Genomic DNA, 22,894 nt, shown 5'->3' with positions numbered 1-22,894 from the left:
GAATATTTCATGCAGATCCAGTGAAATTATTAGGCGGTTAATCGTTCCACTCAGCGGATCTATAATAGAGCCGGGGATATTTTAAGCAGGAGGAAGTAAACTGGGAGGATAAAGAGACGGGACACCCACGGGGGTGGGTTGTGAAAGTATTTCCTATGGTCTTCGACCTTATTGCACCTAAAATGACCAGACACATTTTGGGAAGGAGTCTTTAATGGATATTGCGTTGCTTAACAGGGGCTGGAACAGAACATGGTCAGATACCATGGTGAATCTAGAGGCCCGGAAACTCGTCGAAACAGCAAACCGGCTGTCAGCATTCTATTTGCAAGATGGTCTTACACGTATCAAGTTTGTCGAAGAGATAAAACAGGTTGTAGATAAAGAATTTGAAACAGCACGACGAGCTAAAACCGATGAAGAATGCATTGCATGCATCAAAAATCTGCGTGCTGAAACAGATAATCTACACGAACAAGAACGCCTGTTAAGAACCAGAGCCGCACAGCTTTACGCGAAGGTCGAGTTTGTTAAGGAAAATAATAAAATCGTCGGTTATGTTATATCCGCCGTAAACGTGGTGCTATCAGGCGTGGTTCTCTTTGGTGGCTTTATGATGTTATCCACTATGGGGCCGATTGGTATGCTGGCTGGGGCAGTCCTGATTGCCGATGGAATGAACGGATTAACGAAAGAAGTGCTCAACTTTGATCAGCCAGAAGGACATAAACCCTCGCAAGGTATCATTGCTGACTCCGCGATGCATACGGCCCAGTTCATGGGATTTAATCCTAACACGGGCTTGGCTCTCTATAATGGTGTTACTCTCGGTGCCAGTGTGTACAGCATTGTAGGACTCGCTCGAAAAACTGGAGCCTGGAGATTATTTCGCTGGCTTCCACACGATTACTATCGCAAAGTCAGCACAATGAGCACTCCTAAGCTAACAATGAAGATTGTCGGTTATGGTGTTAAAGCAAAAGTGATTTTCGATCTATTGACAACCGAAAATGGAACCAGTTAATCCTTGATAGTTTTTCGGTAACGCCAGGATTTATAGGAAATTACCGGCGGCTGCGCGAAGGACATAATGGCAACCCCAAAGATCATCGCCAGCCCCCATGCAACTGCTCTATCAGGTGAGCTGAAGACGATAAGTAGCAGTAGGATTAAGGCACACACAGCCACCACTCCCGCCAAGGTAACAAATCGCCTAGCGAGGTCATTTATGGCCTCTCCAAGCGTTCCTCCATATTTTTCAATGTTGCTTTTTATCTTCTGCAATTCGGGCTGCGTAAACCCTGAACGTAACAAAGCCTCATCAGTCACTTTCATATCGTCTCGTCCCTTATCTCCCAGAAGTGTTTTCCCAATCGCTGATTGTGCAAGCAATCATACTGATGAACTTTACAGCAATCCACATGATGTTTGTCCAATGAATCAGATTTCAGACAATAGAAGCCATAAAGCCCCGTTGGTGATACAGCAACAAGTGGAGCCGTTAGGCGACAACATCAGACTGTCAGAGGGATCACACCTTATCAGGATAACCGTGTACCCTTGCGGGAGCGTGGCTGAAACGCTGATAGATCCTACATGTCGTTTGTAGGTACGTTATCACCATAAACCTGTTTTCGGGAGTTATGCCAGATATGCGGCTTTTAGTTCGTTGTTGTGCTGTCGCGGTAAGAAACTGGAACCACCGCCAGCGTGGATGATATGTTTCCTTGTACTACAGACCCTGTCACGCGACGCCAGATACGGGCATAGAACATTGGGTAGTTTTAGTTTTACCTGCTAAAGCGGAGCAAAGTAACTAACTGATAAATTATAACTTGTTAATTTATGAGGAGACTGGAGCGGGCGAAGGGAATCGAACCCTCGTATAGAGCTTGGGAAGCTCTCGTTCTACCATTGAACTACGCCCGCTTTGAGGTGCGTAAGGCATTATAGACCTTACGCCTCTTCATACAAGCTTTTACCCCACTAAGTGGCGATTAAATAATCACTTAGCACTTCGGCTTACTGCCCTGCGCCGGAAGATAACGCTGCGGATCGATGGCTGTGGCCTTATAGCGGATCTGGAAGTGCAGCTTCACCGTATCCGTCCCGGTACTGCCCATGGTCGCAATCTTCTGCCCCGCCTTCACGTTCTGCCCGTTATTGACCAGCATCGTGTCGTTATGCGCATAAGCAGTAATGTAGTCCTCACCATGCTTAATCATGATCAGGTTACCGTATCCACGAAGCTGGTTACCGACATAGACCACCTTCCCGGCCCCTGAAGCGTAAACCGGCGTGCCGCGTGCGGCAGCGATATCAATACCTTTATTGCCACCTTCCGAGAGCGAGTACGGCGCAACCACTTTTCCGCTTGCAGGCCAGATCCAGCAGCGCTGACCGACCGGCGGCCAGGATGATTTAGGCACCTGATAGGATGGCGTGACTTTGGCTGTTTTACGCGTTGAGGACTTTTTCCCTGAGGAAGAACCGCCGTTAACCTTGAGCTTCTGCCCTACCTCAATAGTATACGGTGGAGAAATATTATTCAGGCGCGCCAGCTCCTTCACGCTGGTTCCCGTGGCGCGTGAGATGCGGTAGAGCGTGTCCCCGCGCTTAACGGTATAGACTGCACCGGAATAACTGCCCATATCCGAAGATTTACTCCCCGAGCATCCTGCTACAAGTAGCGTCAGCGTCAGGCAGAAAACGGCAATGATCGGGTTTCTCGTCAGGCTTCCTGCAAACAAAACAGCTCCTCGGTCAGCGTGAATGGCGCACTATGATAGCAGCCCAAACTGATGCGGGTCATGCCCTTTTCCGCTCTGTGGGCCAAACCGTTCGCATAAGAATGCAGTATAATAATTCCGCTGATGGTGCTGAACCATTAAGCATTTTGGCACTGGAGCATCAATGAGTATTCAAGAACACGTTATTTTGGTAAATGACCAGGGAAAAGTGATTGGCACTCAGGAGAAGTACGCCGCGCACACGTCACACACCCCGCTACACCTGGCCTTCTCTTCATGGCTGTTTAACGCTAACGGAGAATGTCTGATCACCCGTCGCGCCTTAAGTAAAAAAGCCTGGCCCGGCGTATGGACCAACTCCGTTTGCGGTCATCCACAGGCCGACGAAGCGACAGAGCAGGCGATTATCCGCCGCTGCCGCTTTGAAGTCGGCGCCGAAATCACAGACATCACCCCCATTGCCCCGGAGTTCCGCTACCGTGAAGCCGACCCGTCAGGGATCGTTGAAAACGAAATCTGCCCGGTCTATGCCGCCCGCGTAACGAATACCCTCGCAATCAATGACGATGAAGTGATGGAATATCAGTGGGTGGAGCTGGACGCGCTATTCCGCGCGCTGGACGCCACACCGTGGGCATTTAGCCCGTGGATGGTGCAAGAAGCGAACACTGCGCGTGAAAAACTCAGCGCCTTCGCGGCGCAATAAAAAAGCCCCGGCGATAAACGCACGGGGCTTTTTTTACGTCTTAACGGCTTATTTCACCGGACGCATCGCCGGGAACAGGATCACGTCGCGAATGGTGTGGCTGTTGGTGAACAGCATCACCATACGGTCGATACCAATACCCAGGCCAGCCGTCGGCGGCAGGCCGTGCTCCAGCGCGGTCACGTAGTCTTCGTCGAAGAACATCGCTTCGTCATCGCCTGCGGCTTTCGCGTTAACCTGATCCTGGAAGCGCTGCGCCTGATCTTCTGCATCGTTCAGCTCGCTAAAGCCGTTACCGATTTCGCGGCCACCAATGAAGAATTCGAAGCGGTCAGTGATTTCCGGGTTCTCGTCATTACGACGCGCCAGCGGAGACACTTCCGCCGGGTATTCGGTGATGAAGGTAGGCTGAATCAGGTGCGCTTCGGCCACTTCTTCGAAGATCTCGGTCACGATACGGCCCAGACCCCAGCTCTTCTCAACCTTAATACCGATGCTTTCAGCGATCGCTTTCGCAGAGTCGAAGTTATCCAGATCCGCCATATTGGTTTCAGGACGGTATTTCTTGATCGCTTCGCGCATGGTCAGTTTTTCGAACGGCTTGCCGAAGTCGAACACCTCTTCACCGTAAGGTACCTGGGTGGTGCCCAGAATGTCCTGCGCCAGGGTGCGGAACAGGGATTCGGTCAGCTCGATCAGATCTTTGTAATCCGCATAGGCCATATAGAGTTCCATCATGGTGAACTCTGGGTTATGACGTACGGAGATACCTTCGTTACGGAAGTTACGGTTGATCTCAAACACGCGGTCAAAACCGCCGACCACCAGACGCTTCAGGTACAGTTCCGGCGCGATACGCAGGTACATGTCCAGGTCCAGGGCGTTGTGATGGGTGATGAACGGACGAGCGGAGGCTCCACCTGGGATCACCTGCATCATCGGGGTTTCTACTTCCATAAAGTCGCGGTTAACCATGAACTGGCGAATGCCGGCCATGATCTGGGAGCGAATTTTGAAGGTCTTACGGGACTCATCGTTAGAGATGAGATCCAGGTAACGCTGACGATAGCGCGCTTCCTGATCCTGCAAACCGTGGAACTTGTCCGGCAGCGGGCGCAGGGCTTTGGTCAGCAGACGCAGCTCGGTGCAGTGGATAGACAGTTCACCGGTCTTGGTTTTGAACAGTTTACCTTTAGCGCCCAGGATGTCGCCCAGGTCCCACTTCTTGAACTGCTCGTTGTAGATGCCTTCCGGCAGGTCGTCACGAGAGACGTACAGCTGAATGCGGCCGCCAACGTCCTGTAAGGTCACGAAGGACGCTTTACCCATGATACGACGGGTCATCATGCGGCCCGCCACGGACACTTCAACGTTCAGCGCTTCCAGCTCTTCGTTCTCTTTACCGTCGAAGTCTGCGTGCAGTTGGTCTGAGGTGTGGTCACGACGAAAATCGTTCGGGAACGGCACGCCCTGCTCGCGCAGCGCTGCCAGCTTCTCGCGGCGGGTTTTCAGTTCGTTGTTAAGATCGACTACCGCGTCAGCGCCCTGTGCTTGTTGTTCAGACATGTTGGTTCCTCATAACCCTGCTTTCAAACTTGCTTCGATAAATTGGTCCAGGCTGCCGTCCAGCACCGCCTGCGTGTTACGGGTTTCAACCCCGGTGCGCAGGTCTTTGATGCGGGAGTCATCAAGGACGTAAGAACGGATCTGGCTGCCCCAGCCGATATCGGACTTGTTGTCTTCCATCGCCTGCTTCTCAGCATTTTTCTTCTGCATCTCCAGCTCATAAAGCTTCGCTTTCATCTGCTTCATGGCCTGGTCTTTGTTCTTATGCTGGGAACGGTCGTTCTGGCACTGTGTTACCAGCCCGGTTGGAATGTGGGTAATACGCACCGCAGATTCCGTACGGTTAACGTGCTGACCACCCGCGCCGGATGCGCGGTAAACGTCGATACGCAGGTCCGCCGGGTTGATGTCGATATCGATATCTTCATCCACTTCCGGGTAGACAAACGCGGAGCTGAAGGAGGTGTGACGACGGCCGCCGGAATCGAACGGGCTCTTACGCACCAGGCGGTGAACGCCGGTTTCAGTACGTAGCCAGCCGTAGGCGTAATCGCCAATAATCTTGATAGTGACGGATTTGATACCCGCCACTTCACCTTCGGATTCTTCGATAATCTCGGTTTTGAAACCGCGCGCTTCCGCCCAGCGCAGGTACATGCGCATCAGCATGCTCGCCCAGTCCTGTGCTTCGGTACCGCCAGAACCTGCCTGAATATCGAGATAGCAGTCAGCGCTATCGTATTCGCCGGAGAACATGCGACGGAATTCCAGCTGCGCCAGCTTCTCTTCCAGCACGTCGAGCTCTGCCACGGCTTCGTTAAAGGTTTCTTCGTCGTCGGCTTCGACAGCCAGCTCCAGCAGCCCAGAAACATCTTCCAGACCCTGCGCCATTTGATCCAGCGTATCTACGATGGCTTCGAGGGAAGAACGCTCTTTACCCAGCGCCTGCGCGCGCTCAGGTTCGTTCCAGACGTCCGGCTGTTCCAGCTCGGCGTTTACTTCTTCGAGACGCTCTTTCTTGGCATCGTAGTCAAAGATACCCCCTAAGAACGTCAGAGCGCTCCGTGAGGTCCTGAATGCGGTTTTTTACCGGATTAATTTCAAACATGGTCTGTTTTCTTTTATGAGCTTGTCAAAATGCGGTGATAAGAGCGGGATTGTACCGAATCCACGCCCTTTTTTATAGAGATTACTGACGCTAAATTGGCCAGATATTGTCGATGATGATCTGAAGGGAGCGGTTACCGCGGAACTCGTTAATATCCAGCTTATAGGCCAGCTCAACCTCGCGCACGCCGTTGTCCGGCCAGATGGAGGTATCAACGTTAAAGGCGATGCCGTCGAGCAGCGGTCCGCCGCCGACCGGTTCCACCATCACTTTGAGATGGCGTTCGCCCACGATGCGCTGTTGCAGCAAACGAAAACGTCCGTCGAAAAGCGGCTCCGGGAACATCTGCCCCCACGGGCCGGCATCGCGCAGCATCTGTGCCACCTCCATGGTCATTTCAGCCGGTGAAAGCTCACCGTCAGAAACCACTTCACCCTGCAACAGAGCCGGATCGATCCACTCGGTGACCAGTTCGCCAAACAGACGCTGGAACTCGTCGAACTTCGCCTCTTCCAGCGACAGGCCTGCCGCCATCGCGTGACCGCCGAACTTAATCATCAGGTTCGGATGCAGCGTATCCAGACGCTCCAGCGCATCGCGCATATGCAGCCCCTGAATGGAACGACCGGAGCCTTTCAGCGTGCCGTCCCCGGCGGGGGCGAACGCGATCACCGGGCGGTGGAAACGCTCTTTAATACGCGACGCCAGAATGCCCACCACGCCCTGGTGCCATTCGGGGTGATACATCGCCAGCCCGCCCGGCAGGGTGTCACCGCTGCGCTCCAGCTTTTCGCACAGGGTCAGTGCTTCGGCCTGCATCCCCTGCTCAATCTCTTTACGGGTCTGGTTGAGTGCGTCCAGCTCACTGGCCAGCACGCGCGCTTCGCCGATGTTGTCACACAGCAGCAGCGCGACGCCAACCGACATATCGTCCAGCCGCCCCGCCGCGTTCAGGCGCGGGCCGAGGGCAAAACCCAAATCGCTTGCCGCGAGCTTCAGCGGATCGCGGTTGGCAATTTCCAGCAGCGCCTTAATCCCCGGACGGCATTTACCTGCCCGAATGCGGCTTAAGCCCTGCCAGGTGAGAATACGGTTATTGGTATCGAGCGGTACCACGTCCGCCACGGTTCCCAGCGCCACCAGATCGAGATACTCCGCGAGGTTCGGCACGGCAATCCCGCGCGATTCGAACCAGCCCTTATCACGCAGCAACGTGCGTAACGCCAGCATCAGATAAAACGCCACCCCTACTCCGGCCAGCGATTTCGACGGGAAATCGCAGTCGCGCAGGTTCGGGTTAATGATGGCTTCGGCGGCAGGCAGGGTTTCTCCTGGCAGGTGGTGATCGGTGACCAGTACCGGGATCCCCAGCGCATGGGCATGATCGACCCCCGCATGAGAAGAGATCCCGTTATCCACGGTCATGATCATCTGTGCGCCACGGGCATGGGCCTGATCGACCACTTCCGGGCTGAGGCCGTAGCCGTCTTCAAACCGGTTCGGCACCAGGTAAGTCACGTTATCACAGCCCAGCGCACGCAGGCTGAGCACGCTCAGCGCGGTACTGGTTGCGCCGTCGGCATCGAAATCGCCCACCACGACAATCCGCGTGCCTTCCCGGAACGCGTCGTAGAGCATTTCACTCGCTTGTTCGATGCCACTCAGCGCTTGCCAGGGCAGCATGCCTTTGACGCTGCGCTCAAGATCGCTTGCCGTACGCACGCCACGGCTGGCGTACAGCCGCTTTAGCAGCAGCGGAAGCGTGTCTGGTAAATCCGCGGTTTCACCCGCATCGCGGCGGCGCAGTTTTATCGGGGCTTTCACGCGAATTATTTACCACCCATCTGTTTCTGGTGCTCGTCGAGGAACGCTTTCATCTCTTTTGGCCCCTGGTAGCCCGGCACCACATAGCCGTTACTCAGCACAATGGCTGGCGTACCGCTCACGCCAAACTGTACGCCCAGCGCGTAATGGTTAGCGATGTCGATATCGCAGGACGCGGGCTTCACGCCTTTGCCGTTCATCGCGTCATCAAAGGCCTTGTTGCGGTCTTTCGCACACCAGATCGCTTTCATATCCTGCTCAGGCTGGCTCTGCACGCCAGCACGTGGGAAAGCCAGGTAACGCACGGTAATGCCCAGCGCGTTGTAGTCTTTCATCTCTTCATGCAGCTTGTGGCAGTAGCCGCAGGTGATGTCGGTGAAGACGGTAATAACGTGCTTTTCCTGCGCCGCTTTGTAGACAATCATCTCTTTTTCGAGCGCGTTCAGGTTTTTCATCAGCAGCTGGTTGGTGACGTTCACCGGCTGCGCGCCGCTCACGTCGTACATGGGTCCCTGAATGATGTGCTTACCGTCTTCGGTCACGTACAGCACGCCGCTGTTGGTCAGCACCGTTTTCATGCCAGCCACCGGCGCTGGCTGGATCTCGCTGCTGGCGACGCCGAGTTTCGTCAGAGACTGTTTAATGGCGGCATCATCCGCATGGGCAAAACCGGAAACCGAAGCTGCCAGCAGGGTGAACAGCGCTAAAGACTTTTTCATATATGTTCCTGTAACAATTCGTCGGCACTCACGCGCGAGAGTGGTGCTGTTGGTGTAGCTGCCGCAGGCGTTCCGTCGCGACATGGGTGTATATTTGCGTCGTTGAAAGATCGCTGTGTCCAAGCAACATCTGCACCACGCGTAAATCAGCGCCGTGGTTTAACAGATGCGTCGCGAAGGCGTGACGCAAAACGTGCGGCGACAGCTTCTCACTGTCAATACCCGCCAGTGTGGCGTAATGTTTAATGCGATGCCAGAACGTTTGTCGCGTCATCTGCTGCGCGCGCTGGCTCGGGAACAATACATCTATGGAGACGCCGTTCAGCAGCCACGGACGCCCGTGTTCCAGATACGTCTCCAGCCAGTAGACCGCCTCTTCACCCAGCGGCACCAGCCTTTCTTTGTTCCCTTTACCGATAACGCGCACCACGCCCTGACGCAGGCTGATATCGCTCATCGTCAGGCCCACCAGCTCGGAAACGCGCAAGCCCGTGGCATACAATAGTTCAAGCATGGCTTTATCGCGTAACTCCAGCGGAAGGTCAACTGCGGGCGACTGTAATAATCTCTCAACTTGTGCTTCGCTGAGATCTTTTGGCAGCCGCTGAGGCAGTTTAGGCGATGCCAGCAGTGCGCTGGGGTCATCCGCGCGGATCTTCTCGCGGTACAGGTGCTGGAACAGGCGGCGCATGGCGCTCAGCAGACGCGCGGAGCTGGTGGCTTTGTACCCCCCTTCCATCCGCTCAGCCAGCAACCCTTGCAGGTCATCGCTTTGCGCGCTTTCAAGCGTCAGCCCCCGATGCGCCAGCCACTCGACCAGCAGCGTGAGATCCCGACGATAGGCGCTGAGCGTATTTTCAGCGAGGTTTTTCTCCAGCCACAGCGCGTCGAGAAACTGTTCGATGAGTGCGAGATCCTTTTCCACATCAGCCCCTTTGGTTCTGCAATCTGGCCATTATGCCTGATTGCCATCGGTTTCTGGTACACTACGCGCAAAGTCATAGCAAGAATTGAGATAGTTACGCGATGAATATTGGTCTGTTCTATGGTTCCAGCACCTGCTACACCGAAATGGCGGCGGAGAAAATTCGTGACATCATTGGCCCGGAACTGGTGACGTTGCATAACCTGAAAGATGACGCGGTTGCCTTGATGGAGCAGTACGATGTGCTGATTCTGGGTATCCCTACCTGGGACTTTGGTGAGATTCAGGAAGACTGGGAAGCCATCTGGGATCAGCTCGATTCGGTCAATTTTGAAGGCAAAATCATTGCGATGTACGGCATGGGCGACCAGCTGGGCTACGGGGAGTGGTTCCTCGACGCGCTCGGCATGCTGCATGACAAACTGGCGCCAAAGGGCGCGACGTTTATCGGCTACTGGCCTACGGAAGGCTATGAGTTCACCAGCCCAAAACCCGTCATTGCCGACGGCCAGCTGTTTGTCGGGCTCGCGCTGGATGAAACCAACCAGTACGATCTCAGCGACGAGCGCCTCCAGACCTGGTGCGAACAAATTCTGGGTGAGATGGCCGAGCAGTTTAGCTGATTTATTCCTGCGTTGGCTGTTGCACGATTAGCCGGCGCAGATCCCGCCACTCCGCGGGATCCATACTGTCTGCGGCCAGCCACAGGTGCTGGCGACGGTTATCCTCGACCCGACGCAGCCGTAGCATCATCCCGGTGTTGAGCATCCACGGCGTCCCTATCATTTCCCACTCTTTTCCCTGCCAGCGCAGGCGAGAATCCATCAGCAGCTTAATTTCACCCTGACGGGCGTTGATTCGACGCTGGCTGCGCACGCTATCAAACACCACAAACGACAGCAAAAGCAGCCACAGAGGGGTATAGCTTAGCGGCCACGGCACCAATAACACCATTGCCGCGACCAGACCGTGGAGCAGTAAGGACATCCACTGTGAGCGCCACGAGACGCGAAGATCAGATTGCCACAGGACCACGTTCCTGATTCCGTGTTTGAATTAATTGCACCATCCGTTGCAACTCGGTGTCGGCGGGCTTGCCGTGATTCATCAGCCAGTTGAATAAATCCGGATCGTCAGACTCAAGCAGACGGACAAACAGGCGCTTATCGTCATCGCTTAAGCTGTCGTACTCATACTCGAAGAAAGGCATGATGGAGATATCAAGTTCACGCATGCCGCGACGGCACGCCCAGTGAATACGGGCCTTGTTGTTAATATCCATGTTCTGTTTCCTGCATTACGTTTGGCACAGTCGGTATCCCGTTCGGTATTCATTATTGCTCTCCGGGAACACCTGCTAGTGTAACGTGTTTTTGACCGTTTCTTTACTGGAATATTGCGAACCTCGAGCAGGCTTCCTGAATAATCCTTATAAAGACAGCGGATTACACTATTTTGCGTAGCGCCACGCATAACCGCGTAATGGCACGAATGGCCTGCTGAAAGCGCTTGCATTGAATACAGTCTCTTTTACCATTAGGTATTATCAAAGCGTTAAGCAATTCAGGACATCACTATGGCATTTACACCATTTTCTCCTCGCCAGCCCGCCGCCTCTGCGCGTCTGCCGCTGACGCTGATTACTCTTGATGACTGGGCACTGGCGACACTGACCGGTGCGGACAGCGAAAAATACCTGCAAGGCCAGGTCACGGCGGACGTGGCGCAGTTGACTGAGCACCAGCATCTGCTGGCCGCGCATTGCGATCCAAAAGGCAAAATGTGGAGCAACCTGCGTCTGTTCCGCCGTCAGGACGGATTCGCCTTTATTGAGCGCCGCAGCCTGCGTGACGCCCAGCTTAAAGAGCTAAAAAAATACGCGGTCTTTTCTAAAGTCACCATCGCCCCGGACGATGAACACGTTCTGCTGGGGGTCGCGGGTTTCCAGGCGCGTGCAGCGCTGAAAAACCTGTTTGCCGAGCTACCGGATGCTGAAAAACAGCTGGTCAGCGAGGGAGCGACCTCCATTCTGTGGTTCGAGCACCCGACGGAGCGCTTCCTGCTGGTAACCGACGAAGCAACGGCGGAACGCGTCACTGACGCCCTGCGCGGTGAAGCACAGCTCAACAACAGCCAGCAGTGGCTGGCGCTGAACATCGAAGCGGGCCTGCCGGTCATTGACGCGGCAAACAGCGCGCAGTTTATCCCGCAGGCGACAAACATCCAGGCGCTGGGTGGTATCAGCTTTAAGAAGGGCTGCTACACCGGTCAGGAAATGGTGGCGCGTGCGAAATTCCGCGGCGCGAACAAACGCGCCCTGTGGACGCTGGCTGGTCACGCCAGCCGTGTGCCGGAAGCGGGTGAAGATCTTGAGATGAAGATGGGCGAAAACTGGCGCCGTACCGGCACCGTGTTAGCCGCCGTCCAGCTCGATGATGGCCGCCTGCTGGTGCAGGTTGTCATGAATAATGATATGGAGCCCGACAGCGTGTTCCGCGTGCGTGATGATGCAAACACGCTCAGCATTGAGCCGCTGCCGTATTCACTGGAAGATTGATGCTGTATCGCCCGGTGTTGATATTCACCCTCTCCCTGTGGGAGAGGGTCGGGGTGAGGGCATCAGACCGCACCTTACAAAAAAACTACACCTGCCCAACATACAGATAAATTGCCAGGAAGTGACACACGCTGCCGCCCAGCACAAAGCCGTGCCAGATGGCATGGTTGTACGGAATACGCTTGCAGACGTAGAAAATCACGCCCAGCGAGTAGACCACACCGCCCACCGCCAGAAGCGTCACGCCCCCCACCGCCAGCTTAATGGCTAACTGATACACCACAATCAGCGACAGCCAGCCCATTGTCAGATAGGTAACCAGCGACAACACTTTAAACCGGTGCGCAATGGTCAGCTTAAACAAGATCCCCAGCAGCGCCAGGCTCCAGATCACAATCATCAGGCCACGCGACAGCGGTGAGTTGAGCCCCACCAGCAAAAACGGCGTATAGGTACCCGCAATAAGAAGATAGATAGCGCAGTGGTCAAATTTCTTGAGCCATATCTTCGCCCGTTGATGCGGAATCGCGTGATACAGCGTTGAGGCAAGGAAAAGCAGGATCATACTCCCGCCATACAGGCTGTAGCTGGTAATGGCCATCGCGCTGGCGTTGGTATCCACTGCCTGTACCAGCAATAACACTAAGCCGACAATCCCAAAAACCAGGCCAATGCCATGGCTTATACTGTTGGCTACTTCCTCAGCCAGCGAATATCCCTGTGCGATTAATGGTCTGCTCACCATACTTAACTCCGGGAAAACAAAAGATGATTATTCATCGCCAGTCTATGCTAACTGAGAATGATTCCAGTGAACACCTGTTAGCTAAAATAAATCCATAATCAAGATTTATTCTTATAAATCAGTACAATGCAAAAGCAATCCACCGCACAGGTGTAAATGATTTTATTAACACCTGAGTAATCAAGGAGATAAATCCGTCTCCCGCCCTTCGTCATCATGGTATGCTTCAGGAATAGTGTCCGACAGCGAGTTTAGCCATTGTGAGTATGTTCAGCCATTCCGCCATTGCCAGCCTCAACAATCTGGAAATGATGGTCTACAACTATGTCATTAAGAACCGCGATAAAGTGATGTACATGACCATCCGCGAGCTGGCGGATGCGGTGGGCGTTTCCACTACCACTATCCTGCGCTTCTGCCGCAAGCTCAACTGCGATGGTTACTCGGAATTTCGGGTGCGCTTTAAACTCTATCTGGAGCAGAACGAGCCGCAGCAGGCGAATTTTGGTGCCAGTGAAATTATCAGCTTCTTTAAAAGCGTAAATAACGAAGAGTTTGATGCGCTATTAGATAAAGCCGTCGATATTATTTTATCATCTGAACGAATTATTTTTGTCGGTGCGGGCACCTCCGGATCGCTGGCAAAATATGGCGCACGTTTCTTTTCAAATATCGGCAAATTCAGTAACCATATCGACGATCCTTATTTCCCGGTCACTAACGACATGGCTAAAAATGCGCTGGCCATTGTACTCTCCGTCTCCGGCGAAACCGAGGAGATCCTGCGCTTCGCCAGCCAGTTCAGCCTGCACCACTGCAAGGTGCTCTCCGTCACCAGCCATGAACATTCTCGTCTCGCAAAGCTGGCGGACTTTAACCTCTCCTGGCATGTCCCGCAAACGCGTATTGGCGGCGTTTACGATATCACCACGCAAATTCCCGTCATCTATATTCTGGAATCATTAGGCCGAAAACTGGCGAAGAAATTAACAGAATAAAACATCCTGTTTTTTTGATGTGACAAATTACAATTTCCACAAATTGTTATATCGTGACATTTAATTCCGCTTTGCTAGACTCGAAATCAATAAGTCCTGAATTGAGAATAGCAAAGATGAAAAAACTCACCTTACCGAAAGATTTTTTATGGGGCGGCGCGGTGGCGGCGCACCAGGTTGAAGGCGGCTGGAACAAAGGCGGCAAAGGGCCAAGCATCTGCGACGTGCTCACCGGCGGCGCACACGGCGTTCCGCGTGAAATCACGCAGGAAGTGATTGAAGGCAAATATTACCCGAACCACGAAGCCGTCGACTTCTATGGCCATTACAAAGAAGACATTAAGCTGTTTGCCGAGATGGGCTTCAAATGTTTCCGTACCTCCATCGCCTGGACGCGCATCTTCCCGAAAGGCGACGAAACTCAGCCAAACGAAGAGGGGCTGAAGTTTTACGACGACATGTTCGATGAACTGCTGAAGTACAACATCGAGCCGGTGATCACCCTCTCCCACTTTGAAATGCCGCTGCATCTCGTTCAGGAATATGGCGGATGGACCAACCGTAAAGTGGTCGATTTCTTTGTGCGCTTCTCGGAAGTAATATTTGAGCGCTACAAAAATAAGGTCAAATACTGGATGACCTTCAACGAAATCAACAACCAGCGCAACTGGCGTGCGCCGCTGTTCGGCTACTGCTGCTCTGGCGTGGTCTATACCGAGCACGACAACCCGGAAGAGACCATGTACCAGGTGCTGCACCACCAGTTCGTGGCCAGCGCGCTGGCGGTGAAAGCCGCACGCCGCATTAACCCGGAGATGAAAGTCGGCTGCATGCTGGCGATGGTGGCGCTCTATCCTTACTCCTGCAAGCCAGAGGACGTCATGTTTGCTCAGGAATCCATGCGCGAGCGCTACGTCTTTACCGACGTGCAGCTGCGCGGCTACTACCCGTCTTACGTGCTGAACGAGTGGGAGCGCCGTGGGTTCTCCATCAGGATGGAAGCGGGCGACGAGCAGATCCTGCGTGAGGGCACCTGCGACTACTTAGGTTTCAGCTACTACATGACCAACGCGGTCAAAGCGGAAGGCGGCACCGGTGACGCCATTTCCGGCTTCGAGGGCAGCGTGCCGAACCCACACGTCAAGGCGTCCGACTGGGGCTGGCAGATTGATCCGGTAGGCCTGCGCTATTCGCTTTGTGAACTGTACGAACGTTATCAGAAGCCGCTGTTTATCGTCGAAAATGGTTTCGGCGCCTACGACAAAGTGGAAGAGGACGGCAGCATCAACGATGACTACCGCATCGACTACCTGCGCGCCCACGTGGAAGAGATGATGAAGGCCGTGACCTGGGACGGCGTGGATCTGATGGGCTATACCCCGTGGGGCTGCATTGACTGCGTCTCCTTCACCACCGGCCAGTACAGCAAGCGCTACGGCTTTATCTACGTCAACAAGCACGACGACGGTACCGGTGACATGTCCCGCTCCCGTAAGAAGAGCTTTGAGTGGTATAAAACCGTCATTGCCAGCAACGGCGAAACGCTGTAATGGCTCGCCCTCTCTGCAAGCGGAGAGGGCAAACCGCTTATCTTCCAGACACTTCTTTACAGCTTTTGCGTTGCCAAAATATGTTCGCCCGATAATATAGGCGTCCTGAATATTTGAGGCGAACATGATCAAGCGACAACGCAACGCTATCCTGCTTGTAGCCCTGGCCTGCCTGGTGGTGCTGATATGCACCGCCCAGCGGATGGCCGGGATGCACGCGCTTGTCATGAACGTCACCGCCACGAGCCAGTCTGTCCAGCAGGGGCAGGAGAGTGCCGACGCACCGGTAACCCCGTGTGAGCTTAGCGCCAAGTCGCTGATGTCGGTCCCGCCTGTTTTGTTTGAAGGCGCCCTGATTGCCGTCACCCTGCTGCTGGCGTTGCTGGCAGCCAGCCCGCCGCGCCGCGAACGGCAGTGGCCTCCCCGCGTTATCTCCCCGCCCCGGTTAAGGGTGCATCTGCGATTATGCGTCTTCCGTGAATGAGTCTTCGCCTGTTACTTCAGGTTAATTCATCATTTACGGAGATAATTTATGTTTACTGTATTCAGGCGACTGCTGGTCTGCCTGCTTTGGCTATGGCTGCCCCTCAGCCAGGCTGCCGACAGCGGCTGGCTGCGCGCCGCCGATAATCAGCACGCCAGCGTCAGGCTGCGTGCGCAACCCGAAAGCACTGGCGAAACCCGCCTGCTGCTGGACGTCGCCCTGCAAAAAGGCTGGAAAACCTACTGGCGCTCGCCGGGCGAAGGGGGCGTCGCACCCGCGATTAAATGGCATCAGCCCGTCGAGGTGAAATGGCGCTGGCCTGTGCCGCAGCGTTTCGACGTCGCGGGTATCACCACGCAGGGCTATCACGGCGATGTCAGCTTTCCCATCACCCTGCGGGGCGACGTCCCGAAGATCCTGAGCGGCGTGCTTACGCTCTCCACCTGTAGCAACGTCTGTATTCTTACCGACTACCCGTTTTCACTGAACATGACCGCATCCGCAGGCGCCGGTTTTGATTACGATTTCAGTCGGGCCATGGGCACCCTTCCGCTCAGCGGCGGGTTGACCTCAACGCTTAACGCCACCTATGCCCCCGGCAAGCTGACCGTAACGGCGCAGCGTGACGCAGGCTGGCAGGCGCCGTCCCTGTTTATCGACGGTATGGATGATGTTGATTTCGGCAAACCGGCCCTCACCGTGCGCGGTGATTCGCTTGTCGCCACCGTGCCCGTGACGGACAGCTGGGGCGAGGCAGCGCCCAACCTCAGCGGCAAAACCCTGTCGCTGGTTCTGGCCGATAGCGGGCAGGCGCAGGAGTCCAGCCTGAGCATTCAGCCGGGGAACGCCGCGCCGACGCTCTCGTTAGGCTGGGTGCTGCTGATGGCGCTGGCTGGCGGTCTGATCCTTAACGTCATGCCCTGCGTACTGCCCGTGCTGGCCATGAAGCTGGGCACGCTGATGCAAACCGAACGGCAGGCGCGGGGTCAGGTACGCCGACAGTTTCTTGCGTCGGTAGCCGGGATCGTGATCTCGTTCCTCGCGCTGGCGCTGATGATGACGGTTTTACGCTTAGGCAATCAGGCACTCGGCTGGGGGATCCAGTTCCAGAACCCGTGGTTTATTGGTGCGATGGCGATGGTGATGGTGCTTTTCAGCGCCAGCCTGCTGGGGTTGCTTGAAATCCGTCTCCCTTCCGGCGCCAGCACCTTCCTCGCCACGCGCGGCGGTAACGGGCTTGCGGGTCATTTCTGGCAAGGCGCGTTTGCCACGCTGCTTGCAACGCCCTGCACCGCGCCGTTCCTGGGTACGGCGGTCTCGGTCGCGCTGGCGGCGCCGCTTCCCCTGCTGTGGGGGATCTTCCTGGCGATGGGTATCGGCATGAGCCTGCCGTGGCTGCTGGTGGCGGCCTGGCCGGGGCTGGCCCAGCGCTTGCCGCGTCCGGGACGCTGGATGAACGTCGTACGCGTAGTGCTGGGGATAATGATGCTCGGCTCATCGCTGTGGCTGCTGAGCCTGCTGACGGTGCACATTGGCAGCCTGCCCGTCATCACGCTGGGCGTGCTCCTGATCCTTACGCTGCTGCTGGTCACCGCCTGGCGCTACCGCTGGCAAACGGCACTGCGCGCCGGGGTATTAGCTGTAGTAGTGGCCGGAGCAGTCGCGTTTGTATCCGGCTCCGGCGGCGAGGGTTCCCGCCGCGATCGTATCCACTGGCAACCGCTCAGCGAGCAGGCCATTGCCCGCGCGCTGGCGGAGAACAAACGGGTGTTCGTCGACGTGACCGCCGACTGGTGCGTGACCTGTAAAGCCAATAAATACAACGTGCTGCTGCGCGACGACGTGCAGGATGCGCTCTCCGCCCCGGACGTTGTCGCCCTGCGCGGCGACTGGAGCCGCCCCTCAGATACCATCAGCCAGTTCTTAACCACGCGCGGCAGCGCCGCCGTGCCGTTTAACCAGATCTACGGACCGGGATTACCGCAGGGCCACGTGCTGCCTGCGTTGTTAAGCCGCGAAGCGGTGCTGAGCACCCTGTCCGATGCAAAAGGAAAATAACATGAGAGCCTTAATAGCCTTACTTCTGCTGTCGTTATCAACGTTCGGTTTCGCCGCACCGTCAGATGACGCTTCCAGCGACCAGCTGGCAAAACTGCTGTTTAACGACACCAACAGCCCGCGAACCGGCGCGGCATCGCCGAAGCTGACCATCGTCTCCTTCACGGACTACAACTGCCCGTATTGCAAGCAGTTCGACCCAATGCTGGAGAAAATCGTGCAGGAAAATCCCGACGTGCAGCTCATCGTCAAACTGCTGCCGTTTAAGGGACAAAGCTCGGTAAATGCCGCGAAAGCGGCGCTCTCGACGTGGCAGCAGGCGCCGGATAAATTCTGGGCGCTGCACCAGCGGTTGATGATGAAAAAGGGCTATCACGATGACGCCAGCATCGCCGCCGCGAAGGTCAAGACCGGAACGGACGGCATTAAAACGGATGATAAAACCATGGACAGCTTAAAGATGAACCTCATCCTGGCGCAGGTGCTGAATATTCAGGGTACCCCGGCGACCATTATCGGCGACCAGATGGTGGCGGGCGCCATTCCGTATGACGACCTGGAGGGGCTGGTCAAAGAACAGCTGGCAAACGTCCGTGGCAAGTAAGCTTCCGCGCCTGCTGCGCGAACTGGGCGTGTGGCTGCTGATTGGCATAGCCGTGAGCCTGGCGGTGGACTATTTCCGCCAGCCCGCGCTGCCGCAGAATTTCTCCGCGACGGCACTGCACACCCTCGACGGTCAGCCCGTCGATCTTATCGCCATGAGTAAGGAGCGACCGCTGCTGGTCTACGTCTGGGCGACATGGTGCGGCGTTTGCCGCTACACCACGCCGTCGGTGGCGGCGCTTGCCGCGGACGGGGGTAACGTGATGTCGGTTGCGCTGCGCTCGGGCGATAACGCGACGCTCGAAACATGGATGAGGAAGAAGAAGGCGATGATGCCCACGGTCAACGACGCCAGCGGAGAACTGGCGCGTGAGTGGGACGTTAAGGTGACGCCAACGCTGGTGGTGATCTCTCACGGTGAGGTGAAGTCGATCACCACCGGCTGGACCAGCGGCTGGGGAATGCGCCTGCGGCTGTGGCTGGCGTCGTAGCGTTACTTCCCGCCAGCCAGCTCCAGGAAGCTACCGGTAACATAGGAGGCTTTGTCGCTCAGCAGCCAGGCAATGGCCTGGGCGACCTCCTCCGGCTGACCGCCACGCTGCATCGGTAACATCGACTTCACCCGATCCACACGCCCCGGCTCGCCGCCGGAGGCGTGAATATCGGTATAAATCAGGCCTGGCCGCACGCAGTTAACGCGAATGCCCTGTGCCGCCACCTCCAGCGCGAGGCCGGTAGTCAGGGAATCCACCGCCCCTTTTGAGGCGGCATAATCCACATATTCCCCCGGCGCGCCCAGCCGTGACGCCGCCGAGGAGACATTCACAATCGCGCCGCCCTTGCCGCCGTGTTTATGCGACATGCGCTTAACCGCTTCACGGCAGCAGAGAAAATAGCCGGTGACGTTGGTAGCCAGCACGCGGTTAATACGTTCAGCGGAGAGGTGTTCGATGGTGGATTGTTCAAACAAAATCCCGGCGTTGTTCACCAGCGCGGCGAGCGGCTCACCTTCGCGATCGATGCTGGCGAACATCGCCATCACCTGCGCCTCATCGCTGATGTCCGCGCGCACGGCAAAGGCTTTACCGCCCGCGTCCACGATCTGATTAATGACCTCTGTCGCGGCTTTGATGTTGTGATGAAAATTCACCGCAACGGTGTAGCCTTCGCTTGCCAGCTGTAGCGCGGTGGCTTTACCAATACCCCGGCTGGCGCCGGTGACCAGTGCAATTGCCATTCTTTTCTCCCAATAAAAAAGCCGGGTAGCGGCTTCGCTTTACCCGGCCTACGTTACTACAGGAACAACGTTACTGGTATTCGCTCATCGGTACGCAGGAGCAGAACAGGTTACGGTCGCCGTAAACATCATCAAGACGTTTCACGGTTGGCCAGTATTTGTTTGCCACACCTGCCGGGAAGACAGCCAGCTCGCGGGTATAACCGTGGTTCCACTCTGCTACCAGTTCGTTCTGGGTATGCGGCGCGTTAACCAGCGGGTTATCTTCCAGCGTCCACTCCCCGCCTTTCACGCGGTCGATTTCGCTGCGGATCGCCAGCATGGCGTTGATAAAGCGATCCAGTTCCACCTTGCTTTCAGACTCGGTCGGCTCAACCATCAGCGTTCCCGCAACCGGGAAGGACATGGTTGGCGCGTGGAATCCGTAGTCGATCAGGCGCTTGGCAATATCCAGCTCGCTGATGCCCGTCTCTTCTTTCAGAGGACGAATATCGAGGATGCATTCGTGCGCCACGCGACCGTCGCGGCCGGTATAGAGCACCGGATAGGCGTCCTTCAGACGCGTTGCGATGTAGTTGGCGTTAAGGATCGCTACCTGGCTGGCCTGCTTCAGCCCTTCCGCGCCCATCATGCGGATGTACATCCAGCTGATTGGCAGGATAGAGGCGCTGCCGAACGGTGCCGCGGAGACCGCGCCCTGACGGGTCAGCATGCCTTCAATCTGCACCACGCTGTGGCCTGGGACAAACGGCGCCAGGTGCGCCTTCACGCCGATAGGACCCATGCCCGGGCCGCCACCGCCGTGCGGAATGCAGAACGTTTTATGCAGGTTCAGGTGCGACACGTCCGCGCCAATAAAGCCCGGAGAGGTGATGCCCACCTGGGCGTTCATGTTTGCGCCGTCGAGGTAAACCTGGCCGCCGAACTGATGCACCACTTCACACACTTCACGGATGGTCTCTTCGTACACGCCGTGGGTGGATGGGTAGGTCACCATGATGCAGGAGAGTTTGTCGCCCGCCTGCTCGGCTTTGGCGCGCAGGTCGGCCAGATCGATGTTGCCGTTTTTGTCGCACGCCACAACCACCACTTCCATTCCTGCCATCTGGGCAGAAGCCGGGTTGGTACCGTGGGCGGAGCTTGGGATCAGGCAGATATCGCGATGGCCTTCGTTGCGGCTTTCGTGATAGTGACGGATTGCCAGCAGGCCTGCATATTCACCCTGCGCGCCGGAGTTCGGCTGCATGCAGAGCGCGTCATAACCGGTCAGCTTCACCAGCCAGTCGGAGAGCTGGTTGATCATCATGTGATAACCTTCCGCCTGCTCAGCCGGGCAGAACGGGTGCAGCTCAGAGAATTCAGGCCAGGTAATTGGGATCATCTCAGCCGCGGCGTTCAGCTTCATGGTGCAGGAGCCCAGCGGGATCATCGCCTGGTTCAGCGCCAGATCTTTACGTTTCAGAGAGTGCATGTAACGCATCATCTCGGTTTCGCTGTGATAGCGGTTGAACACCGGGTGAGTCAGGATCGCGTCGTCGCGCAGCATGCTTTCCTGAATGGAGCGGCTGTCGAGCGCAACCTCTTTGTCGAGCGTATCAACATCCAGACCGTGTGCGTCACCCAGCAATACGTTGAACAGGGTCAGGATATCGTCACGGGTGGTGCTTTCGTCCAGCGTAATGCCGACTGCATTGTGAATGTCGCTGCGCAGGTTGATTTGCGCTGCCTCGGCGCGCGCCAGCACGGCCGCTTTGTCTGCCACCTCGACGCACAGGGTGTCGAAATAGTGTTCATGACGCAGTCTGAGACCTTTCTGTTGCAGACCGCAGGCCAGGATATCGGCCAGACGGTGGATGCGGCTGGCAATGCGCTTCAGGCCAGCCGGACCGTGGAACACCGCGTACAGGCTGGCAATGTTAGCCAGCAGTACCTGCGAGGTACAGATGTTGGAGTTCGCTTTCTCGCGGCGGATATGCTGCTCGCGGGTCTGCATCGCCATGCGCAGCGCGGTGTTACCGGCGGCATCTTTCGATACGCCGATAATACGGCCTGGCATGGAGCGTTTAAATTCATCTTTCGCGCCAAAGAACGCCGCGTGCGGGCCGCCGTAGCCCATCGGCACGCCGAAACGCTGGGCTGAGCCGAAAACAATATCCGCGCCCTGTTTACCTGGCGCCGTCAGCAGCACCAGCGCCATAAAATCAGCGGCGACGCTAACAATAATCTTACGGGATTTCAGCTCGGCGATCAGTGCGCCGTAGTCGTGTACTTCCCCGGTGGTGCCCACCTGCTGCAACAGCACGCCGAAGACGTCCTGGTGATCCAGCACTTTTTCAGCGTCGTCGACAATCACCTCAAAGCCGAAGGTTTCCGCACGGGTGCGCACCACGTCCAGCGTCTGGGGATGCACGTCCGCCGCGACGAAGAAACGGTTGGCGTTTTTCAGTTTGCTCACGCGCTTCGCCATCGCCATCGCTTCGGCGGCGGCGGTGGCTTCATCCAGCAGCGAGGCAGAGGCGATATCCATACCGGTCAGATCCAGCGTCACCTGCTGGAAGTTCAGCAGCGCTTCCAGACGGCCCTGGGAGACTTCTGGCTGATATGGGGTATAAGCGGTGTACCAGCCCGGGTTTTCCAGCATGTTACGCAGGATCACCGGCGGTAACTGCACGTTGGTGTAGCCCATGCCAATGTAAGACTTATAGCGCTTGTTAAGGCTGGCGATGGCCTTAAGCTCCGCCAGCGCGGCGAACTCCGTCGTGGACTCGCCTACCTGCGGCGGCGTGGCAAGCTGGATGTCCTTTGGCACGATCTGGCCGATCAGTGCGTTTAATGAATCCGCGCCAACTGTCTTCAGCATCTCCTGCTGTTGCTGAGCATCCGGCCCAATGTGACGTTCAATGAAGGCGCCACGGTTTTCAAGCTGGCTTAAAGTCTGTGTCATGAGCGATGATTCCTGAAACGTGCAGTGAATGTGTTTTCTCCCTTTCCCTAAGGGAGAGGGCTGGGGTGAGGGTATCGTCTGTTCCCCTCACCCTACCCTCTCCCCAAAGGGGAGAGGGAA

General features: G+C 56.2%; 22 protein-coding genes and 1 tRNA gene. 10 read left to right on the top strand and 13 right to left on the bottom strand.

The window, feature by feature from the left end; translation table 11 throughout:
* The first annotated feature begins 214 nt into the window (after positions 1–214).
* On the top strand, positions 215–1,024 hold the full coding sequence (locus CU081_RS08280; RefSeq protein ID WP_003862880.1) for a DUF4225 domain-containing protein: 810 nt from the start codon (positions 215–217) through the stop codon (positions 1,022–1,024).
* On the opposite strand, the gene CU081_RS08275 is transcribed toward CU081_RS08280, so the two are convergent.
* From CU081_RS08275 to actS, 3 genes are all read right to left on the bottom strand, one after another.
* Positions 1,021–1,335, bottom strand: a complete 315-nt coding sequence (locus CU081_RS08275; RefSeq protein WP_003862882.1) for a hypothetical protein — start codon at positions 1,333–1,335, stop codon at positions 1,021–1,023. The genes CU081_RS08280 and CU081_RS08275 overlap by 4 nt on opposite strands.
* 520 nt (positions 1,336–1,855) lie before the next feature.
* A tRNA-Gly gene (locus CU081_RS08270) sits at positions 1,856–1,929 on the bottom strand.
* 80 nt (positions 1,930–2,009) lie between these two features.
* A complete protein-coding gene (actS, locus tag CU081_RS08265) occupies positions 2,010–2,750 on the bottom strand; it encodes an amidase activator ActS (protein WP_022651807.1) in 741 nt (246 codons plus the stop codon).
* A 163-nt stretch (positions 2,751–2,913) separates the two neighbouring features.
* Between actS and idi the strand changes: the two genes are divergently transcribed.
* Positions 2,914–3,456, top strand: a complete 543-nt coding sequence (gene idi, locus CU081_RS08260) for an isopentenyl-diphosphate Delta-isomerase (protein ID WP_003863454.1) — start codon at positions 2,914–2,916, stop codon at positions 3,454–3,456.
* Between the two features lie 48 nt (positions 3,457–3,504).
* Here the strand turns inward: idi and lysS are convergent, their stop codons facing one another.
* The 5 genes from lysS to xerD all read right to left on the bottom strand — a co-directional run bounded on the left by lysS (position 3,505) and on the right by xerD (position 9,598).
* Positions 3,505–5,022, bottom strand: coding sequence for a lysine--tRNA ligase (gene lysS, locus CU081_RS08255; protein ID WP_003863452.1), 1,518 nt, complete (start codon positions 5,020–5,022; stop codon positions 3,505–3,507).
* A 9-nt stretch (positions 5,023–5,031) separates the two neighbouring features.
* Positions 5,032–6,130, bottom strand: a protein-coding gene (gene prfB / locus CU081_RS08250; RefSeq protein WP_096147815.1) for a peptide chain release factor 2 whose coding sequence is annotated in 2 segments (ribosomal slippage) — positions 5,032–6,054 and positions 6,056–6,130 — 1,098 coding nt in all. Because the reading frame shifts where the segments join, the coding sequence is not laid out codon by codon here.
* Between the two features lie 90 nt (positions 6,131–6,220).
* Positions 6,221–7,954 carry a single-stranded-DNA-specific exonuclease RecJ gene (recJ, locus tag CU081_RS08245; protein ID WP_022651808.1) on the bottom strand — a complete coding sequence of 578 codons (1,734 nt, stop codon included), beginning with the start codon at positions 7,952–7,954 and terminating at the stop codon, positions 6,221–6,223.
* 5 nt (positions 7,955–7,959) lie between these two features.
* Entirely contained in the window at positions 7,960–8,673 is a 714-nt protein-coding gene (gene dsbC / locus CU081_RS08240; protein ID WP_003863443.1) for a bifunctional protein-disulfide isomerase/oxidoreductase DsbC, read from the bottom strand.
* 28 nt (positions 8,674–8,701) lie between these two features.
* Positions 8,702–9,598 (bottom strand): site-specific tyrosine recombinase XerD, encoded by an 897-nt coding sequence (xerD, locus tag CU081_RS08235; protein WP_022651809.1) that lies wholly within the window; start codon positions 9,596–9,598, stop codon positions 8,702–8,704.
* 101 nt (positions 9,599–9,699) lie between these two features.
* On the opposite strand from xerD, the gene fldB reads away from it, so the two are divergent.
* Positions 9,700–10,221 (top strand): flavodoxin FldB, encoded by a 522-nt coding sequence (fldB, locus tag CU081_RS08230; RefSeq protein ID WP_003863440.1) that lies wholly within the window; start codon positions 9,700–9,702, stop codon positions 10,219–10,221.
* A 1-nt stretch (position 10,222) separates the two neighbouring features.
* Here the strand turns inward: fldB and CU081_RS08225 are convergent, their stop codons facing one another.
* Positions 10,223–10,633, bottom strand: coding sequence for a protein YgfX (locus tag CU081_RS08225; protein ID WP_022649305.1), 411 nt, complete (start codon positions 10,631–10,633; stop codon positions 10,223–10,225).
* Positions 10,614–10,880, bottom strand: coding sequence for an FAD assembly factor SdhE (sdhE, locus tag CU081_RS08220; RefSeq protein ID WP_003863437.1), 267 nt, complete (start codon positions 10,878–10,880; stop codon positions 10,614–10,616). Before sdhE ends, CU081_RS08225 begins: the two co-directional genes overlap by 20 nt.
* 294 nt (positions 10,881–11,174) lie before the next feature.
* Here sdhE and ygfZ point away from each other — a divergent pair, with 294 nt between their 5' ends.
* Complete coding sequence (gene ygfZ / locus CU081_RS08215) at positions 11,175–12,155, top strand: tRNA-modifying protein YgfZ (protein ID WP_003863435.1); 981 nt, start codon at positions 11,175–11,177, stop codon at positions 12,153–12,155.
* 85 nt (positions 12,156–12,240) lie between these two features.
* Here the strand turns inward: ygfZ and trhA are convergent, their stop codons facing one another.
* The gene (gene trhA / locus CU081_RS08210; RefSeq protein ID WP_003863433.1) at positions 12,241–12,900 is read right to left on the bottom strand and encodes a PAQR family membrane homeostasis protein TrhA; all 660 of its coding nucleotides are present in this window, start codon (positions 12,898–12,900) and stop codon (positions 12,241–12,243) included.
* Positions 12,901–13,166: 266 nt separating this feature from the next.
* On the opposite strand from trhA, the gene CU081_RS08205 reads away from it, so the two are divergent.
* The 6 genes from CU081_RS08205 to CU081_RS08180 all read left to right on the top strand — a co-directional run bounded on the left by CU081_RS08205 (position 13,167) and on the right by CU081_RS08180 (position 19,084).
* On the top strand, positions 13,167–13,898 hold the full coding sequence (locus tag CU081_RS08205; RefSeq protein ID WP_003863431.1) for a MurR/RpiR family transcriptional regulator: 732 nt from the start codon (positions 13,167–13,169) through the stop codon (positions 13,896–13,898).
* Between the two features lie 116 nt (positions 13,899–14,014).
* The gene (gene bglA / locus CU081_RS08200) at positions 14,015–15,448 is read left to right on the top strand and encodes a 6-phospho-beta-glucosidase BglA (protein ID WP_022651811.1); all 1,434 of its coding nucleotides are present in this window, start codon (positions 14,015–14,017) and stop codon (positions 15,446–15,448) included.
* Positions 15,449–15,572: 124 nt separating this feature from the next.
* Complete coding sequence (locus CU081_RS08195; RefSeq protein ID WP_022649310.1) at positions 15,573–15,932, top strand: hypothetical protein; 360 nt, start codon at positions 15,573–15,575, stop codon at positions 15,930–15,932.
* A 48-nt stretch (positions 15,933–15,980) separates the two neighbouring features.
* A complete protein-coding gene (locus tag CU081_RS08190; protein WP_022651812.1) occupies positions 15,981–17,990 on the top strand; it encodes a protein-disulfide reductase DsbD family protein in 2,010 nt (669 codons plus the stop codon).
* 1 nt (position 17,991) lies between these two features.
* A complete protein-coding gene (locus CU081_RS08185; protein WP_003863423.1) occupies positions 17,992–18,594 on the top strand; it encodes a DsbA family protein in 603 nt (200 codons plus the stop codon).
* On the top strand, positions 18,584–19,084 hold the full coding sequence (locus CU081_RS08180; RefSeq protein ID WP_003863422.1) for a protein disulfide oxidoreductase: 501 nt from the start codon (positions 18,584–18,586) through the stop codon (positions 19,082–19,084). The genes CU081_RS08185 and CU081_RS08180 overlap by 11 nt, the downstream gene beginning before the upstream one ends.
* Before the next feature lie 2 nt (positions 19,085–19,086).
* Here the strand turns inward: CU081_RS08180 and CU081_RS08175 are convergent, their stop codons facing one another.
* Both CU081_RS08175 and gcvP read right to left on the bottom strand, forming a co-directional pair.
* Complete coding sequence (locus CU081_RS08175) at positions 19,087–19,830, bottom strand: SDR family oxidoreductase (RefSeq protein ID WP_022651814.1); 744 nt, start codon at positions 19,828–19,830, stop codon at positions 19,087–19,089.
* A gap of 70 nt (positions 19,831–19,900) precedes the next feature.
* Complete coding sequence (gcvP, locus tag CU081_RS08170) at positions 19,901–22,774, bottom strand: aminomethyl-transferring glycine dehydrogenase (RefSeq protein ID WP_058647456.1); 2,874 nt, start codon at positions 22,772–22,774, stop codon at positions 19,901–19,903.
* Positions 22,775–22,894: the final 120 nt, after the last annotated feature.

Source organism: Enterobacter sp. CRENT-193, assembly GCF_002787395.1.
GTDB classification, from domain to species: Bacteria; Pseudomonadota; Gammaproteobacteria; order Enterobacterales; family Enterobacteriaceae; genus Enterobacter; species Enterobacter hormaechei_C.
The sequence above is the reverse complement of the archived record's forward strand: the minus strand, read 5'-3'. Positions and strand labels throughout refer to the sequence as shown.